Below are 16,526 nucleotides of genomic sequence, written 5' to 3' on the forward strand. Positions count from 1 at the left end.
GTTACCACTTGAAAGGGATGTAAAGGGCGAGATCGGGCCAAAGGTAGAGCAGCACCACCGTCAGCAGCATCAGGAGCAGGAAGGGCCAGACGCCACGCGCCACCTCGCCCAGCGAGACCCGCGCTACGGCCTGGATCACATAGAGGTTCAGCCCCACCGGCGGCGTGATCAGGGCGCATTCGACCATGATCACCATGAAGATGCCGAACCAGATCGGGTCGAACCCCAGCGCCATCGCCGCCGGCAGCAGCACCGGCGTCATGATCAGGATCATCGACAGCGCCTCGAACACCAGCCCCATCAGGAGGAGAACGACAGAGACCAGCAGGATGAACACCACCGGCCCGTCGATATGGGCAGCGATAAAGGCCGAGATGTCCTGAGGAATGCGGTAGAGGGCGATGGCCTTGCCGAAGATCTTGGCCCCGGCGATGATCAGCAGGATCGCGGTGGTGGTGACCGCACTGTCGCGCACGGCCTCCCACAGCTTGGCCCAGGTCAGGGTCCGGAGACCCAGCCCGGTGATGACCAGCGCGGCGGCAAAGCCGACGGCCGCTGCCTCGGTCGGGGTAAAGGCGCCGGAATAGAGGCCCAGCACGATCAGCAGCGCCAGCGCCAGCGATGGCAGCGCGCGAAAGGTGGCGGCCATGCGCTCGGGCCCGCTGGCCTTGGGCATGGGCGTATAGCTGGAGGTGAAGCGCGCATGGATCATCGCAAAGACGATGAACAGCCCCACCAGCAGGATGCCGGGGCCGATCCCGGCCAGGAACAGGGCGATGACCGATTCCTCGGCCACAAAGCCAAAGACGATCATCGGGATCGACGGCGGGATCAGGATGCCCAGGGTGCCACCGGCGGCCAGGAGGCCATAGACGAAACGGCGGTCATAGCCGCGACCAACCATTTCGGGGATGGCAACCGTGCCGATGGTGGCGGCCGTCGCCACCGAAGAACCGGAGATCGCGGCGAAGAGGCCGCAGCTGAGGATCGTGGCCACCGCCAGCCCACCGGGCCAATGCCCGACCCAGGCCTGCACTGCGGCAAAGAGATCGCGCCCGACGCCGCCCTTGAGCAGGATGTTCGACATCAGCAGGAAGAGCGGCACGGCGAGCAGAATGAACCCGTCGAGCGTGGAGAGCACCGCCTGTGGCGCCATCAGGGGCGAGAACCCGCCCAGGATCAGCATGCCAAGGCCAAGTCCACCCAGGGCAAAGGCAACGGGCACGCCGATCAGCAGCACCGCGAAGAGACAGACAAGGATCAGGACGATGGTCATTCGTGGCTGCTTCCCAATGAGGCGATGTCGCCGTGGCGCAGGCTGGCCAGTTCGACCAGCGCCTGTACTGTCAACAGGGCGAACCCGACCGGAACCGAAAGCTCGGCCACCCAACTCGGCAAGTCGAGCAGCGAGCCGGTGGTGCGGCCGCGCACGAAACTGTCATGGAAGATGTCCCAGCCCCAGATGGTGACGATGACCGAGAACACGATCACCGCCAGCAACGACAGCACCACGCAAAGCCTTTGCGCGGCCGGCGGCAACAGGTCGGTGACCGCGTTCACCGTTATATGGCGGCGCATGTTCAGCACCCAGGCCATCGCCAGCAGGCAGCCCCAGATCAGGCAGAGCTGGCTGAGCTCTGCCGCCCAGATCGTTGGTTTCACGAAGAAATAGCGCGCGACGACCTCATAGGTCAACATCGCGCCGGTGGCCGCCAGCAGGCAAGCGCCAAAGACGCCCGCCCAGCGGGAGATGGTGGTAACCAGCATCATGGCAAATCCCTTGGGCGGCTGTCGCCAGCCGCCCGGTATGGTCAGGTTCAGTTGCCTGCGGCGTCAAGGATCGCCTTGCCCGCATCGCCCGTGGCCGCAAGGTAAGCGTCATAGACCGGCTGCGCCACGGCTTTCCAGGCGGCCAGGTCCTCGTCGCTGAGCTCGACCACTGTCATGCCGTTTTCCTTGGCGGCAGCATAGGCTTCGGCCTCGATCTCGGACATGCGGTTGCGCACATCCTCTTGCGCGACGCTGGCGGCCTCGCGGATCTGGCCTTGGATCTCGGGCGAAAGACCGTTCCACCAGTCGGTGTTGACCACCACGACAAACTCGATATCGGCATGGTTGGTCACGGTGATCGTGTCCATCACCTCCCACAGCTTGCGCGACTTGACGCCGGAGACGCCGGTCATGCCGACATCGACGGTGCCACGCTGATAGGCCAGGTATTGTTCCGAGCCGGAGACCAGTGTCGGCGCCCCGCCAGCGGCGGTGACAAAATCGCCCAGCGTCTTGCCGAATACCCGCACCTTCTTGCCCTTGAGGTCCTCGGGCGTCTTGATCGGCCCGCCCTGCGACAGCATCACCGCGCCGCCATAGGCCTGCCAGAACAGAATCTGGCCGCCTGTCTTGGCCACCTCGGCCTCGATGGCGGTGCGGATCGGGCTGCCTTCGGCGACGGCAGCGCGCACCTTGTCCTCGGAGTTGAAGAGGAAGGGCATGTAGAAGACATCGACCACCGGCGCATCCCCCACATAGCGCGTCAAGGAGGCCACCCCGGCCTCGATCGCACCCGAGCCGACGGCAGCGGGCACTTCCTTGTCCTTGTAGAGCGTGGCGCTGTCGTAGATCTCGACGTCGATGGCGCCGCCGGTGCGGGCCTCGACCTCTTTCTCGAACAGTTGCAGGTTCTGGCCCAGGTGGCTCTTCAGCGGCAATTGCAGCGAGATGCGCATCTTTTCGGTGGCACTGGCGGTCGTTGCCATCAGGGTCAGGCCCAATGCGGTGCCCAGCAATGTCTTCATCATATCTCTCTCCTCCCAATTGTGGAGCGAGACTATCGCGACGGTCCCATTTCGCAAGACCTTATGCACATTGTGGAATATCAGGAACGGGGCCGCTGGCCCGTGCCCTCAGCTGCCCCAAATCGCCTTGACGTAGTTGCGGGTTTCCTCGTAGGGCGGCACGCCGCCGTGCTTGGTGACCGCCTCGGGCCCGGCGTTGTAGGCCGCAAGCGCCAGGCGCCAGGACTTGAACCTTGTGTACTGGCGCGACAGATAGCGCGCGCCGCCGTCCAGGTTTTCATAAGGGTTCTTCGGATCGACCCCCAGGCGCCGGGCGGTATCGGGCATCAGCTGTGCCAGGCCCATGGCGCCCTTGTGCGATTTGGCGTGCGGGTTCCAGCCGCTTTCCTGCTGCACGAGGCGCAGGAACAGATCCTCGGGCACGTTGTGTCGGCGCGCGGCGTCGCGGGCCATTTGCAGATACTCGCCCTTGTATTTGCCGACATAGCGCTTGTCGAAACTGCCTTGGGCCGAGGGCGGCTTCAGGCGGGTCGACGACTCGTACTGGCTGGCGCCGCGGGTATCCAGAAGCTTGGCCTGTTTCTGAAAGATGTCGCGCCGATTCTTGGTGGAGAACATATCCGCCTGCACGGGCATGGCCGCAACAGAGACCGCCGCGATAAGAAAACCGGAAACAAGCCTGCGCATTCTTGGTAACCTGTTCTTAAACCCTCGCGCGGGACTATACGGTCTTTGGCGTGAATTGGAACCCTTGCGAGACCCGGGCGACGGGATCGGCGGCCTGCCGCTTCCGGTTTCCCTCTGCCGCCCGGCGCGTGTAGGGTCTGCGCAGCGGGTCTTGGTGAGATTCGCGACACATGAATCAGACAGTGAGAAAAAAGCGGGGAAACATATGGCTGGCTCGGTCAACAAAGTCATTCTGGTGGGAAATCTGGGCCGCGACCCCGAAGTGAGGTCGTTTCAGAACGGCGGCAAGGTCTGCAACCTGCGAATCGCAACATCCGAGACCTGGAAAGACCGCAACACCGGTGAACGCCGCGAACGCACCGAATGGCATTCGGTCGCAATTTTCAACGAGGGTCTGGCCCGCGTCGCCGAGCAGTACCTGCGCAAAGGGTCCAAGGTCTATATCGAGGGCCAGTTGCAGACTCGCAAATGGCAGGACCAGTCCGGCCAGGACCGTTATTCCACCGAGGTTGTGTTGCAGGGCTTTGGCTCGACGCTGGTGATGCTCGACGGCCGTGGCGAAGGCGGCGGCAGTGGCGGCGGAAACTATGGCGGCGGCCAGGGCGGCGGCGATCCTTATGGCGGCTATGACAGCGGCCCCTCGGGCGATCCCTATGGCGGCGGCCCCTCGGGCGGTGGCAGCGGTGGCGGACGCGGGCGTGGACCGACCTCGGGCGGGATCGACGACGACGAAATCCCGTTCTAAGATCGGAGGCTAATCATGACATGGTCCTTCTCCCTCGGCCGTCTCTTCGGCTCGGAACTGAAGGTCCATGTCACCTTTTTCCTGCTGATCGGCTGGATCGGTGTTTCCGCCTATCAGATGGGCGGCTGGCCGAGCGCGGTGGAGAACACCGGTTTTGTGCTGGCGCTGTTTGCCTGTGTGGTGGCGCATGAATATGGTCATGCCCTGACCGCGCGCCGCTATGGCATCCGCACCCCCGATATCACGTTACTGCCCATCGGCGGGCTGGCCCGGCTGGACCGGATGCCCGAGAAACCGGGGCAAGAGATCGTGGTGGCGCTGGCCGGCCCGGCGGTGAATGTCGCGATCTGGATCGTGCTGACCCTGCTCGGCGTCGATACAAGGCTGGAGACGCTGACGGCCATCGACAGTGCCGAGCCCGATTTCCTGTCCCGGTTGGCGATGGTCAATCTGTTCCTGGCGGTGTTCAACATGATCCCCGCCTTTCCGATGGATGGCGGGCGCGTTCTGCGTGCGGCGCTCAGCCTGAGCATGGACCGGGTACGCGCCACCCGGATCGCGGCCGCCGCCGGGCAGCTGGTGGCGCTGCTCTTCGGCTTTGCCGGGCTGAGCGGCGGCAACCCGGTGCTGGTGCTGATCGCGGTCTTTGTCTTTATCGCCGCCAATGCCGAGGCGCAGGATGTCGCCATGCGCGCAGTGACCCGCCGCCTGCTGGCGCGCGACGCAATGATCACCCGGTTCGAGACACTGGGCCCGACTGACACGCTGGCCACCGCCGCGCAGGCGGTGCTGCATACCACCCAGCATGAGTTTCCGGTGCTGGATGGCGATGGGCAACTCTTGGGGTTCGTGACACGGGCACGGCTGTTCGCGGCGCTGGCCTCGGACCATCCGCGCTCGGATTCAGCGGAAACCGTGATGGAGCGTGACATCCCGCAGGTGCCGCTTTCCAGCGGGTTGGAGACGGTTCTGGACGCGCTTTACAAAGGGGCACCCGCGGTTGCGGTCACCACATCAGAGGGGCGGATGCTGGGCTATGTCACCCGCGAGAATGTGGGCGAACTGATGGTGATCCAGGGGCGGTAAACGCCCCCTTTTTCAACAGGTTGCCAGCGCATCCTCAAGCACGGAAAGCACCGCCGCGCGCGGCACGTCCGAGGTGACGAAGGCCTTCCCGATGCCGCGCGCCAGGATAAAGCGCAACTGCCCGTCGACCACCTTCTTGTCCTGCGCCATCAGATCGACCAGCGCCACCGCATCCGGCAGATCGCCGGGGATATCGGACAAATCGGTCTTCATCCCCATTGCCTTGAGATGCGCGCGCACCCGGCTTGGGTCCTCTTGCGAGCAGAGACCCAGCCGCGCCGAGAGTTCAAACGCCAGCGCACAGCCGATCGCTACCCCCTCGCCATGCAAGAGCCGGTCGGAATAGCCGGTCGCCGCCTCGAGCGCGTGGCAGAAGGTATGCCCGAGGTTCAACAGCGCCCTGTCGCCCTGCTCGGTCTCGTCGCGGGCGACAATATCGGCCTTCATCTGAACCGAGCGGGTCACCGCCTCGACCCGGGCAGTCATGTCGCCTGCGGCCAACGCCGGGCCCTGCGCTTCGAGCCAGTCAAAGAACGCCGCATCGCCCAGCAGTCCGTATTTCACCACCTCGCCATAGCCAGCCAGGAAATCGCGCGCCGTCAGCGTGCCCAGCACCGAAGTATCCGCCAGCACCAGCGAGGGCTGGTGAAAGGCGCCGATCAGGTTCTTGCCATGGGTCGCGTTGATGCCGGTCTTGCCGCCCACCGAACTGTCCACCTGCGCCAGAAGCGAGGTCGGGATCTGCACGAACCGCACACCCCGGCGCAGAATGGCGGCGGCAAAGCCCGCCAGATCGCCAATCACCCCGCCGCCAAAGGCCACCACGATATCGTTACGCTCGACCTTCTGGTCCAGCAGCCAATCGACCGCGCGTTCCAGATGCGGCCAGCTTTTGGTAGCCTCACCGGGCGGCAGCGCCAGAGCCTCCATCGTGATCCCGGCGGCGGCCAAGCCGTCGCGCAGCGCCTCCAGATGCAGACGTGCCACCGTCTCGTCGGTCAGCACGCAGACCCGGCGCCGTTTCATCAACGGCGCGATGCGTGCACCCGCCTCGGCCAGCAGGCCCGGCCCGATTTCCACATCATAGCTGCGCGCCCCAAGCGCCACATGCACGGTATTCTTCATCTCAGGTCAGTTCCAATACGTCCGGCCGCGACTGCAAGGCTTCGATAACCCGGTCGGCCATCTGTTCGATCGAGGTTACGGCATCCGACACCACGGTCAGATCGGCCTCGGCATAGATCGGAACCCGTGCATCGTGAAGCGCGCGCAAGGTCGCACGCGGGTCGGGTGTGCGCAGCAAGGGGCGGGTATCCTTGTGCCGAACCCGGCTCCACAAGACGCTTAGATCCGCCTTGAGCCAGACCGAAACGCCGCGTTCGGAGATCATCTGGCGATTCGCAGGCGCCAGGAAGGCCCCACCGCCCGTGGACAGCACGCAAGGGCTGCCATCCAGAAGCCGGGCGATCACCATGCTTTCCTTTTCGCGAAAGAATGCCTCGCCATCGCGCGAGAATATCTCGGGAATCGACATGTTTGCGGCCGCTTCGATCTCGGCATCGCTATCGAGGAAGGGAACCGCCAGTTTTTGCGCCAAAGCCTTGCCGACAGCGGTTTTTCCCGCCCCCATCATACCCACCATCACCACGGTCTTGCGCAGAACAGACCGCGTGGTGCCCCTTGTTTGGGCTGAGTTATGCTCAATTTGCTTCATTCCACCGTGAATGACGTGATCTTGTGAAAAAGGCCAGTTATAACTTGGTCAAAACAAAGAAATGAGGCAGTTTCAAATGATGGGTCGTCTGGTCAAACTCGTGATTTACATCGTGTGTCTGAGTATCATCGGCCTGGTCGGTTATGCCTATGTGGGTCCCTTCTTTGGCGTCGATTTTTCCTCGCCACAAAAGGAGATACGACAACCGGTGGTGTTGAATGCCGACTAGGTTGGTCGTTTTACTGCTGGCCCTGCCCGGTCTCGGGCTGGCGCAGGCCCAGGAGCCCCTGTCCGTCATCGATTGGCTGAACACGCCGCCGCCGGCGAATCTGCCGGGGACGGTTCTGTTGGAGCCGCCCGTGACCCAGAGCGGCCAACAGCCGCAGATTGAGGTGACGCCACTGGAATCTCTGGCCCCGCCCCTGGGGCTGGTGGCGTCAAGCGTGACGGGCTTGCCCGTGGATCTCTGGCAGCGCAGCGACGCGCGGCAATTGGCAGAGCGGCTGATGAACGTACCGGTTCGCGACAACCCGGCCATGCAGACGCTGCTCTATACCCTTCTGCTGTCGGAAACCCGCCCGCCGCACGGATCGGCCGAGGCGGGGGAAACCCTGTTGCTGGCCCGTCTGGACCGGCTCATGCAACTGGGTGCGGTGGACCCCGCGCAGGCCCTTGTACAACTGGCCGGGCCGACCGACACGGCCGAGCGGTTCGGCCGCTGGTTCAACGCGACCCTGCTGACCGGGGACGAGGATCGCAGCTGCGCGGCGCTGGTGGCTCAGCCTCACCTGGCGCCCGATTATGGCGCGCAAATCTTCTGCACCGCGCGGCGTGGCGACTGGACCTCGGCCGCGCTGACGCTCGAAGCCGCGCATGCGCTCGAGCTGCTGCCATCGGCGTCGCTCGATCTGCTCGACCGGTTTCTCAGCCCCGAAATCTTCGAGGATCTACCGCCGCCGCAACGGCCCTCGCGCCCAGATCCTCTGACCTTTCGCCTGTTCGAGGCGATCGGAGAGCCGATGGCCACGGCCTCTTTGCCGCGCGCCTTCGCCAACGCCGATCTGCGCGACCTGGCGGGCTGGAAGGCGCAACTGGAGGCGGCCGAACGCCTGACCCGGATCGGAGCTTTGACCCCGAACCAGTTGCTGGGTCTTTACACTCAAAGGACGCCGGCGGCCTCCGGTGGCATCTGGGACCGGGTTACCGCCTTGCAACGCTTCGAGACCGCGCTGAATTCAAACAGCTCCGAGGCGGTGGCCAAAACCCTGCCGATTGTCTGGCTGGCGATGCAACAGGCCCGGCTGGAAGTTCCCTTTGCCCATCTGTTTGCCGAGGCGCTGGCCAATCAGGCGCTGACCGATCCCAAGGCGGCCGCGCTTGCCTGGCGGATACGGCTGTTGTCCCCCGATTACGAGGTCGCGGCGCGCGCACCGGTCGGAACCGACGCCGAGGCGGGTTTTCTTGCGGCCTTGGCCAAGGGAGAGCCGGGGAATGTGCTGCCGCCCTCGCCACGCGCCGCCGCGATTGCGCAAGGGTTCTCGCCCGACGCACGGCTGTCGCCGGAGCTGGAACTGATGCTGGACGAAGGGCATCTGGGCGAGGCTATCCTGGAAGGGATGGACCGGTTCGCGCGCGGCGCCCAGGGCAATCATGGCGATCTGGCGATGGCGCTGGCCCTGTTCCGTCGTGTCGGCCTGGAAGACACCGCGCGCCGGGCCGCCTTGCAACTGATTCTGCTGGACCGGAACTGAGCCATGACCGCGCCCGCCAGTCCGGACCGCTGGATCTCGACCTTTCTGGAAGCGCAGGCCGCCGAGTTGGGGGCCGCCACCAACACGCTGCTGGCCTATGGCCGCGACCTGATGGATTTCGCCGCGTTCCTGGAACAGCGCAGCACCGGTTTTGCCGAAGCCGACCGTGACATGGTCGAAGCCTATCTGATCCAGTGCGACGCCCAGGGGCTGGCCCGCTCCACCCGGGCCCGGCGCCTGTCGGCGATCAAGCAACTGTACCGCTTTGCCTTTGAGGAAGGCTGGCGCGGCGATAACCCGGCGATCCAGATCCGGGGGCCCGGACGGCTGAAATCCCTGCCCAAGACACTGGAGGTGGTCGAGGTCGACCGCCTGCTCGATGCGGCCCGTCAATCGGGCCGGACCGAGGCTGACAGGTTGCGCAACATCTGCCTGATGGAGGTGCTCTATGCCACGGGCATGCGGGTGAGCGAGCTTGTGTCGCTGCCAGTCTCAGCCGCGCGTGGCGATCCGCGGATGCTGTTGGTGCGCGGCAAGGGCGGCAAGGAGCGTATGGTGCCGCTGTCCCCTCCGGCCCGTGCGGCGCTGGCGACTTGGCTTGCCGCCCGTGATGCGGCCGAAGACGAGGCGGTCGCCAAGGGCAAGGCACGCAGCGCTCATCTGTTTCCTTCGCGCGGCAAGAGCGGCCACCTGACGCGCCATGCGTTCTACCTGCTAATCAAGGATTTTGCGGTGGCGGGCGGCATCGACCCCGGCAAGGTGACACCCCACACGCTGCGCCATGCCTTTGCCACCCACCTGCTGGCCAATGGTGCCGATCTGCGGACCATTCAGACCCTGTTGGGCCATGCCGACGTGGCAACGACCGAGATCTACACCCATGTGCTGGACGAACGGCTGGCGGAACTGGTGTTGTCGCACCATCCGCTGGCGCGAACAAAGTCGCGGGATTCCGACTGACCCCTTGATCGGATGCGGGCCGAACCCCATAACGGATGCCACATCAACAAGTTTCAGGACCAATGGACCCTTCTTCTTCGGCGCTTGACAGCGCATTCTGGATCACGGCTGGCGCCATCCTGGGCCTGCTTGTCCTTTCGGCCTTCTTTTCGGGTTCCGAGACGGCGCTGACCGCCGCGTCACGCGGCAAGCTGCGCAGTCAGGCCGACCGGGGGTCGACCGGTGCCGAAAAGGCGCTGAAGATCACCGAGAACAACGAAAAGCTGATCGGTTCGGTCCTGCTTGGCAACAATATCGTAAACATCCTGTCGGCCTCTCTGGCCACCGCGCTGTTCACCCGGCTGTTCGGGGAAAGCGGCGTGGCGCTGGCCACTATCGTGATGACGATGCTGGTGCTGGTCTTTGCCGAGGTGCTGCCCAAGACCTATGCCATCACCAATGCCGAAAAGGCCGCCGCCGCCGTGGCCCCGATCATCAGCGTGGTGGTGATGCTGTTTGCACCCATTGTCGCCCTGGTCCGGGTGCTGGTGCGCGGGGTTCTGCGCCTCTTTGGCGTGCAGATCGACCCCGACAGCCATATCATGGCGGTGCGCGAGGAGATTGCCGGCGCGCTCTATCTCGGCCATTCCGAGGGCGTCGTCGAAAAGGAGGACCGCGACCGCATCCTGGGCGCGCTGGACCTGGCCGAGCGCACGGTCGAAGAGATCATGCTGCACCGCTCGAACATCCTGATGCTGGATGCCGACGCCGAGCCCGAGGCGATCCTGGCGCAATGTCTGGAAAGCCCGCATACCCGCCTGCCTGTCTATCGGGGAGAGCAGGAAAACATCATTGGCGTGGTTCATGCCAAGGACCTGTTCCGCGCCATGTATGCCCAGGTCGGCGGAACCGATGGCAATACAAGGCGGCTGAAGGATTTCGATATCACCAAGGTGGCAACCGCCCCCTATTTCGTGCCCGAAACCACCACGCTCGACGATCAGATGCGCGCCTTTTTGCGGATGCGCAGCCATTTCGCGCTGGTGGTGGACGAATACGGGTCGCTGCGCGGGCTGATCACGCTCGAGGATATTCTGGAAGAGATCGTGGGAGAGATCACCGACGAATTCGATCTGGAGAGCGAAACGCCCGTCACCCGCAGCGAGGACGGCCAGTTCGTGGTCGAAGGCGCCACCACCATCCGCGATCTCAACCGTGCGCTGGACTGGACCTTGCCGGATGACGAGGCGAATACCGTGGCTGGTCTGGTTATCCACGAGGCGCAGATGATCCCGACCATCGGCCAGGTCTTTGCCTTTCACGGCTTTCGTTTCGAGGTGACGGGCCGCGAAGGCAACCGCATCACCGAATTGAAGATCCGCCCGCTATGACCGCCGCGCGGCGCCTCTGGTCGTGGTTCGACGCGGTGGTGCTGGACCTTGGCCGGCAGATGCGCTGGTCGTTTCTGCCGCCGCTGATGGTCTATTTCGCGGCGGGCGCGCAGGGGCTGACTGCTGTTGTCGGCACGTTCTTCGTCAAGGAATACCTGGATGTCTCGGCGGCCTTCATCGCCGGGCTGGCCTTCTGGGCGGGGTTGCCCTGGGCGCTGAAGATGCCTTTGGGCCATCTGGTCGACTTGATCTGGCGCTGGAAAGCCTGGCTGATCTATCTGGGCGCGGCGCTGATCGCGGCCAGTTTCGCCATCATGTACGGGCTGGCCACCCGGGCCGATTGGATGCCGGGCATCATGTCGGTGACCGCCTGGTACGTGCTGGCGGTGATCCTGGCGCCCTGCGGTTACGTGGTTCAGGACGCGGTCGCCGATGCCATGTCGGTCGAGGCGGTGCCGCGGCATGACGAAAGCGGCGCGCCGCTATCGGACGAGACCCAGCGCGCCCAGCACACCACCATGCAGACGCTGGGACGGTTCGCCTTGATCGGCGGCGCCAGCGCGGTCGCCGCACTCAACATCATCCTGTTCGACGGGATCGAGACGCTGGCCCCGGCCGAGAAAGCGGCACGCTACGGGCATATCTATGCGCTGGCGCTGCTGATACCCTGTATCTCTATCTCTGGTGTTCTGCTGGCCGGGTGGCAAAAACGGCGCACCATTGCCCGGCTGACCGCAAGCGGGATGGACCGGGTGCGCGCGCTGGCCGCGTTCGACCCCGAGGGCGAGAAAGTGCGGCTGAACCACTGGTATTTCACCGGTGGCGCGGTCTTTGTCGCGATGACGCTGACCGTCGGGCTGATGGACTTGCCGTTTTCGCAGGAGATCGTCTTTGCCGGGTCTATGGCGATCGTGCTGACCCTGATGCGGCAACTTGTGCGCAATCTGGATCAGGCGCATGCGCGCGCGCTGATCGGAACCGCGATCATCGTCTTCATGTTCCGCGCCATGCCGCTGAACGGCGCGGCCTCGACCTGGTTCGATATCGACGTGTTGGGCTTTGACCAGCAATTCCTGTCGCTCTTGTATCTCATCACCTCGGTGCTGACCCTGGTGGGCATGGTGGTGCTGCGGCCCTTGATCGCCTCGCGCACCATCGCCGATATCGTGATCCTGCTGACGCTGGCGGCGGGGGTGCTGTCGCTGCCCGGTATCGGCCTCTACTACGGGGTACATCACTGGACCGCCGCCCTGACCGGCGGCATTGTCGATGCACGGTTCATCGCAATCGTCAACACTGCGGTGGAATCGCCGCTGGGTCAGGTGGCGATGATCCCCATGCTGGCCTGGATCGCACGCAATGCGCCCGCCAACCTCAAGGCGACGTTCTTTGCGGTCATGGCCTCGTTCACCAACCTGGCCTTGTCGGCCTCGAGCCTTGGAACCAAGTACCTCAACCAGATCTATACCGTCACCCGCGAGGTCCGCGCCGAGGATGGGACCATAACGGTTCCGGCGGATTATTCACAACTTGGCTATCTGCTGATGACGGTGGCCGCGATCACCGTGATCGTCCCCCTGATCACCGTTTGGCTGGTACAACAGAGCCGGTTCAAGAGCCGCGACTGACCCGTTCCAGCCGGTCGCGATCCTCGGCCGCGCTCAACCCTGCGATGCCCCGGGCCAGGCTGCGCGCGGCAGAGCGGCGGGCGGCCTGCGCCAGCTCGCCATCGCCGCGCGTGAGTATTGCCGCCAGCGCCCGCTGCACCGCCAGTTGCACCTCGATGTTGCCTGCCCCATCCCGCGCGATCCGGTCAAAGGTCTCGGCAAACAGCGCCTCGGGCGGCAACGGACGCAGCCAGACACGGTCGTAAGTCGGGCCGTCACCTTCAGGCTCCGCGCCCGCAAGCAGCAACAGCGAGGACAAACGGTCAATCACGGTGATTGCGGTCGACGGATCGTTGATTCCCGGTGACAGCGCCCGGCAAGCCATGTCGCCCAATACCGACAGGCCAAACAGCGGGTCCTGAACAAAGGTGCGCGCGCCCTCGACGGCAAAGGCTCGGAGGGCGGCTTTGGCGACCTCTTCGTCCAGATTACCGATATTGAACCGGGCCAGGTCCTGCCCGTCCTGCACGTAATCGCCGACCGACACGGCGACATAGACCTGGGTCTCGGCCTGTTGAGCCAGTTCCTGCAACATCCCGGTAAAGATCTGCTGGACATATCCGGCCCGAGGCGCGCGGACCGGCTGTCCGCCTGCGGGCAAGTCCGCCCCCTCGGTCAACGCATTGGCCCCGTAACAGGGCGTCTGTGCCAGCGTCCGCAGCGACACCGCCACGCGGCGCTCGACCTGCGCCAGGGTCTCACCAAAACTGCCCAGATCCTCCAGATGCGCGATCCAGCGGATGATCGAGACCACGATCAGGGCAATCACCAGCAGCGTCATGGCAAAGAGCGCCACGCTCTCCTGTTCGCCGAAAATGGGCGTGCGCCGCAGCACCATACCCGACATGGCAAAGAGATAAGCGCCGACAAACACCGCCAGAATCGAATGGGTGGCCGTGTCGTCCTTGAGAATCACATGTGTGCGCGGCCCCCATTGCGCCCAGGCGGCCCGATGGGCGCCGGTCATCACCGTCAGCGAAAAGGTGGTCACCGCCAGCATGCTCGTCGCCAGCGTCGCCAGGATCGGATCAACCGCCGCCGCACCGATGCGATCAGCCAGCCCCGGCGGGATCAGATCACCCAGGAGCGCCGCCAGCGGCACCGACATCAGGCTGAGGGCGGCGATCAGGATGATGCGCACATAAAGCAGCCGCAGCATGCGCCGCAGGATATTCAGGACCTTATTTCGCAAATCGCCCTCTCGAAGCCATACACATTACATTTGCGACATATCCCGTCGCTGAACGACAAGAATGCACCCGGGATCTGCCGTGACTGATGAGACAGACCTGTGCCCAGACTAACGGAGAGTGAAATGAAAACCACCACCCGAGTGGCCGTCATCGGCGGCGGCGTTGTCGGCTGTTCCGTCCTGTATCACCTGACCAAGCTCGGCTGGTCGGATGTGATGCTGCTGGAGCGCTCGGAGCTGACCTCGGGCTCGACCTGGCACGCGGCGGGTGGGTTTCACACGCTGAACGGTGATACCAACATGGCCGCCCTTCAGGGCTATACCATCCGGCTGTACAAAGAGCTGGAAGAGATCACCGGCATGTCCTGCGGGCTGCACCATGTGGGCGGTATCACGCTCGCCGACAATCGCGACCGGTTCGACATGCTGCTGGCCGAACGGGCCAAACACCGATTTATGGGGCTGGAGACCGAAATCGTCGGCCCCGAAGAGATCGCCAAGATCGCGCCCATCACCAATCTGGACGGCATCATCGGCGCGCTTTATGACCCGCTTGACGGGCATCTGGACCCGTCCGGCACTACGCATGCCTATGCCAAGGCCGCTCGCATGGGGGGCGCCACCATCGAAACGCACTGCATGGTACGCGAAACCAACCAGCGCGCGGACGGCACCTGGGACGTGGTGACCGACAAGGGCACCATCCACGCCGAACATATCGTAAATGCCGGTGGCCTCTGGGCGCGTGAAGTGGGCGCAATGGCGGGCGTCTATTTCCCGCTGCACCCGATGGAGCACCAGTACATCGTCACCGACGACATCCCCGAGATCTATGAACGCGGCAGCGAACACCCGCATGTGATGGACCCCGCCGGTGAAAGTTATCTGCGGCAAGAGGGGCGCGGGCTGTGCATCGGCTTTTACGAACAGCCCTGCAAACCCTGGGCAGTGGATGGCACACCCTGGACTTTCGGGCACGAACTGCTGCCCGACGACTTTGACAAAATCGAGGAAAGCATTGAATTCGCTTACAAACGTTTCCCCGTCCTGGCCCGTGCCGGGGTCAAGTCGGTCATTCACGGCCCCTTTACCTTTGCCCCCGATGGCAACCCGCTGGTGGGGCCAGTGCCGGGAATGCGCAACTATTGGTCGGCCTGCGGTGTCATGGCAGGGTTCAGCCAGGGCGGCGGTGTTGGTCTGACGCTAGCGCAATGGATGATCGAGGGCGAGCCCGAACGCGATGTTATGGCGCTGGACGTGGCACGGTTCGGTAGCTGGATCAGCCCCGGCTATACCCGGCCCAAGGTGATCGAGAATTATCAGAAACGCTTCAGTGTCTCTTATCCCAACGAAGAACTGCCCGCCGCGCGCCCGAGCCGCACCACGCCGATGTATGATATCTTTTCCGACATGGGCGCGGTCTGGGGCCAGCAATACGGGTTGGAGGTTGTGAACTATTTCGCTCAAGACGGCGAACCCACTTATGAAACCCCCTCCTTCCGCCGCTCGGATGCGTTTGCGGCCACCGGCCGCGAGGTGCGTGGCGTGCGAGAAGGCGTCGGCATCAACGAATTGCACAATTTTGGCAAATACCTGGTGACCGGGCCACGGGCGCGGGCCTGGCTCGACCGGATCATGGCGGGCCGTATCCCGGCGCCTGGGCGGCTGTCGCTGACACCGATGCTGAGCGCCAAGGGCAAGCTGATCGGGGATTTCACCGTTTCCTGCCTGGGCGAGACCGAGTTTCAGCTGACCGCCTCTTACGGATCGCAGGCCTATCACATCCGCTGGTTCCAGCAACATGAGGAAGACGGCGTAACCATCGAGAATATCAGCGATAAACGCAACGGGTTTCAGATTGCCGGGCCAAATGCGCGGGCGGTGCTGGCCGCCTGCACCCGCGACGACGTGGACAGCCTGCGCTTCATGGATGTGCGACGGGTGGTGGTGGGCATGACCGACTGCATCGTGCAGCGCGTCAGCTATACCGCCGATCTGGGGTACGAGATCTATTGCGATCCGATGGCGCAACGGCAGCTCTGGTGGACCCTGTGGCAGGCCGGGCAAGCGCATGGCATGGTCCCCTTTGGCATGCGCGCGATGATGAGCCTGCGGCTCGACAAGTTCTTTGGCTCGTGGATGCGTGAATTCTCGCCCGACTATACACCGGCGGAAACCGGGCTGGACCGGTTCATATCGTTCAAGAAAAATACCGATTTCATTGGCCGCGCAGCGGCGGAGGCAGAGCGGGCAGCCGGCCCCTCCCGCCGTCTCTGCGCCTTTGAGGTCGAGGCCGAAGATGCCGACGTGAACGCTTACGAGCCGATCTGGCTGGACGGCGCGGTGGTGGGTTTCTGTACCTCGGGCGGTTATTCGCACCATGCGGGCAAGTCGATCGCGCAGGGCTTCCTGCCCAGTGATCGCATCGCCGAGGGGCTGGAGGTCGAGATCGAGATCCTGGGCCAGATGCGCCGCGCGCAGGTGATCAGCCGGCCGCTCTTTGACGCGGATGGGGCGCGTATGCGCGGGTGACAAACCCCGCGCCAGGGACCAGAGTGG

Annotated in this window: 15 protein-coding genes; 8 read left to right on the forward strand and 7 right to left on the reverse strand. The window is 64.2% G+C overall.

What is annotated here, in order from left to right; all coding sequences use genetic code 11:
• Nucleotide 1: 1 nt before the first annotated feature.
• The 4 genes from G0P99_RS02910 to G0P99_RS02925 all read right to left on the reverse strand — a co-directional run bounded on the left by G0P99_RS02910 (nucleotide 2) and on the right by G0P99_RS02925 (nucleotide 3,482).
• Nucleotides 2–1,276 carry a TRAP transporter large permease gene (locus G0P99_RS02910; RefSeq protein ID WP_164127541.1) on the reverse strand — a complete coding sequence of 425 codons (1,275 nt, stop codon included), beginning with the start codon at nucleotides 1,274–1,276 and terminating at the stop codon, nucleotides 2–4.
• The gene (locus G0P99_RS02915) at nucleotides 1,273–1,770 is read right to left on the reverse strand and encodes a TRAP transporter small permease (RefSeq protein WP_164127543.1); all 498 of its coding nucleotides are present in this window, start codon (nucleotides 1,768–1,770) and stop codon (nucleotides 1,273–1,275) included. The genes G0P99_RS02910 and G0P99_RS02915 overlap by 4 nt, the downstream gene beginning before the upstream one ends.
• A 47-nt stretch (nucleotides 1,771–1,817) precedes the next feature.
• Nucleotides 1,818–2,798, reverse strand: a complete 981-nt coding sequence (gene dctP / locus G0P99_RS02920; RefSeq protein WP_164127544.1) for a TRAP transporter substrate-binding protein DctP — start codon at nucleotides 2,796–2,798, stop codon at nucleotides 1,818–1,820.
• A 105-nt stretch (nucleotides 2,799–2,903) separates the two neighbouring features.
• Nucleotides 2,904–3,482 carry a lytic transglycosylase domain-containing protein gene (locus G0P99_RS02925; RefSeq protein ID WP_164127546.1) on the reverse strand — a complete coding sequence of 193 codons (579 nt, stop codon included), beginning with the start codon at nucleotides 3,480–3,482 and terminating at the stop codon, nucleotides 2,904–2,906.
• 205 nt (nucleotides 3,483–3,687) lie between these two features.
• Between G0P99_RS02925 and ssb the strand changes: the two genes are divergently transcribed.
• Complete coding sequence (gene ssb, locus G0P99_RS02930; protein WP_164127548.1) at nucleotides 3,688–4,227, forward strand: single-stranded DNA-binding protein; 540 nt, start codon at nucleotides 3,688–3,690, stop codon at nucleotides 4,225–4,227.
• A gap of 15 nt (nucleotides 4,228–4,242) precedes the next feature.
• Complete coding sequence (locus tag G0P99_RS02935; protein WP_164127550.1) at nucleotides 4,243–5,313, forward strand: site-2 protease family protein; 1,071 nt, start codon at nucleotides 4,243–4,245, stop codon at nucleotides 5,311–5,313.
• 12 nt (nucleotides 5,314–5,325) lie between these two features.
• On the opposite strand, the gene aroB is transcribed toward G0P99_RS02935, so the two are convergent.
• Together aroB and G0P99_RS02945 are read right to left on the reverse strand one after the other, a co-directional pair.
• Nucleotides 5,326–6,438: a 3-dehydroquinate synthase gene (gene aroB / locus G0P99_RS02940; RefSeq protein ID WP_164127552.1), complete on the reverse strand. Its 1,113-nt coding sequence runs from the start codon at nucleotides 6,436–6,438 to the stop codon at nucleotides 5,326–5,328.
• Nucleotide 6,439: 1 nt separating this feature from the next.
• Nucleotides 6,440–7,027: a shikimate kinase gene (locus tag G0P99_RS02945; RefSeq protein WP_164127554.1), complete on the reverse strand. Its 588-nt coding sequence runs from the start codon at nucleotides 7,025–7,027 to the stop codon at nucleotides 6,440–6,442.
• A 61-nt stretch (nucleotides 7,028–7,088) separates the two neighbouring features.
• Here G0P99_RS02945 and G0P99_RS02950 point away from each other — a divergent pair, with 61 nt between their 5' ends.
• The 5 genes from G0P99_RS02950 (at nucleotide 7,089) to G0P99_RS02970 (ending at nucleotide 12,736) form a co-directional block, all read left to right on the forward strand.
• A complete protein-coding gene (locus G0P99_RS02950) occupies nucleotides 7,089–7,256 on the forward strand; it encodes a hypothetical protein (RefSeq protein WP_164127515.1) in 168 nt (55 codons plus the stop codon).
• Nucleotides 7,246–8,778, forward strand: a complete 1,533-nt coding sequence (locus tag G0P99_RS02955) for a hypothetical protein (RefSeq protein WP_164127556.1) — start codon at nucleotides 7,246–7,248, stop codon at nucleotides 8,776–8,778. The genes G0P99_RS02950 and G0P99_RS02955 overlap by 11 nt, the downstream gene beginning before the upstream one ends.
• A gap of 3 nt (nucleotides 8,779–8,781) precedes the next feature.
• Nucleotides 8,782–9,738, forward strand: a complete 957-nt coding sequence (locus tag G0P99_RS02960) for a site-specific tyrosine recombinase XerD (RefSeq protein WP_164127558.1) — start codon at nucleotides 8,782–8,784, stop codon at nucleotides 9,736–9,738.
• A gap of 62 nt (nucleotides 9,739–9,800) precedes the next feature.
• Entirely contained in the window at nucleotides 9,801–11,108 is a 1,308-nt protein-coding gene (locus G0P99_RS02965) for an HlyC/CorC family transporter (RefSeq protein ID WP_164127560.1), read from the forward strand.
• Nucleotides 11,105–12,736 (forward strand): folate/biopterin family MFS transporter, encoded by a 1,632-nt coding sequence (locus tag G0P99_RS02970; RefSeq protein WP_164127562.1) that lies wholly within the window; start codon nucleotides 11,105–11,107, stop codon nucleotides 12,734–12,736. The genes G0P99_RS02965 and G0P99_RS02970 overlap by 4 nt, the downstream gene beginning before the upstream one ends.
• On the opposite strand, the gene G0P99_RS02975 is transcribed toward G0P99_RS02970, so the two are convergent.
• The gene (locus G0P99_RS02975) at nucleotides 12,720–13,967 is read right to left on the reverse strand and encodes a DUF2254 domain-containing protein (RefSeq protein WP_164127564.1); all 1,248 of its coding nucleotides are present in this window, start codon (nucleotides 13,965–13,967) and stop codon (nucleotides 12,720–12,722) included. The genes G0P99_RS02970 and G0P99_RS02975 overlap by 17 nt on opposite strands.
• A 123-nt stretch (nucleotides 13,968–14,090) precedes the next feature.
• On the opposite strand from G0P99_RS02975, the gene G0P99_RS02980 reads away from it, so the two are divergent.
• A complete protein-coding gene (locus G0P99_RS02980; RefSeq protein WP_164127566.1) occupies nucleotides 14,091–16,499 on the forward strand; it encodes an FAD-dependent oxidoreductase in 2,409 nt (802 codons plus the stop codon).
• Nucleotides 16,500–16,526 lie beyond the last annotated feature (27 nt).

It is taken from the genome of Ruegeria sp. PrR005 (genome assembly GCF_010500245.1).
Lineage (GTDB): Bacteria > Pseudomonadota > Alphaproteobacteria > Rhodobacterales > Rhodobacteraceae > Ruegeria_B > Ruegeria_B marisflavi.

Excerpts from the sequence above, each read along its gene's own strand:
- G0P99_RS02910 (WP_164127541.1), bottom strand. The coding sequence starts at position 1,276 with ATGACCATCGTCCTGATCCTTGTCTGTCTCTTCGCGGTGCTGCTGATC.
- G0P99_RS02915 (WP_164127543.1), bottom strand. The coding sequence starts at position 1,770 with ATGATGCTGGTTACCACCATCTCCCGCTGGGCGGGCGTCTTTGGCGCT.
- dctP (WP_164127544.1), bottom strand. The coding sequence starts at position 2,798 with ATGATGAAGACATTGCTGGGCACCGCATTGGGCCTGACCCTGATGGCA.
- G0P99_RS02925 (WP_164127546.1), bottom strand. The coding sequence starts at position 3,482 with ATGCGCAGGCTTGTTTCCGGTTTTCTTATCGCGGCGGTCTCTGTTGCG.
- ssb (WP_164127548.1), top strand. The coding sequence starts at position 3,688 with ATGGCTGGCTCGGTCAACAAAGTCATTCTGGTGGGAAATCTGGGCCGC.
- G0P99_RS02935 (WP_164127550.1), top strand. The coding sequence starts at position 4,243 with ATGACATGGTCCTTCTCCCTCGGCCGTCTCTTCGGCTCGGAACTGAAG.
- aroB (WP_164127552.1), bottom strand. The coding sequence starts at position 6,438 with ATGAAGAATACCGTGCATGTGGCGCTTGGGGCGCGCAGCTATGATGTG.
- G0P99_RS02945 (WP_164127554.1), bottom strand. The coding sequence starts at position 7,027 with ATGAAGCAAATTGAGCATAACTCAGCCCAAACAAGGGGCACCACGCGG.
- G0P99_RS02950 (WP_164127515.1), top strand. The coding sequence starts at position 7,089 with ATGAGGCAGTTTCAAATGATGGGTCGTCTGGTCAAACTCGTGATTTAC.
- G0P99_RS02955 (WP_164127556.1), top strand. The coding sequence starts at position 7,246 with ATGCCGACTAGGTTGGTCGTTTTACTGCTGGCCCTGCCCGGTCTCGGG.
- G0P99_RS02960 (WP_164127558.1), top strand. The coding sequence starts at position 8,782 with ATGACCGCGCCCGCCAGTCCGGACCGCTGGATCTCGACCTTTCTGGAA.
- G0P99_RS02965 (WP_164127560.1), top strand. The coding sequence starts at position 9,801 with ATGGACCCTTCTTCTTCGGCGCTTGACAGCGCATTCTGGATCACGGCT.
- G0P99_RS02970 (WP_164127562.1), top strand. The coding sequence starts at position 11,105 with ATGACCGCCGCGCGGCGCCTCTGGTCGTGGTTCGACGCGGTGGTGCTG.
- G0P99_RS02980 (WP_164127566.1), top strand. The coding sequence starts at position 14,091 with ATGAAAACCACCACCCGAGTGGCCGTCATCGGCGGCGGCGTTGTCGGC.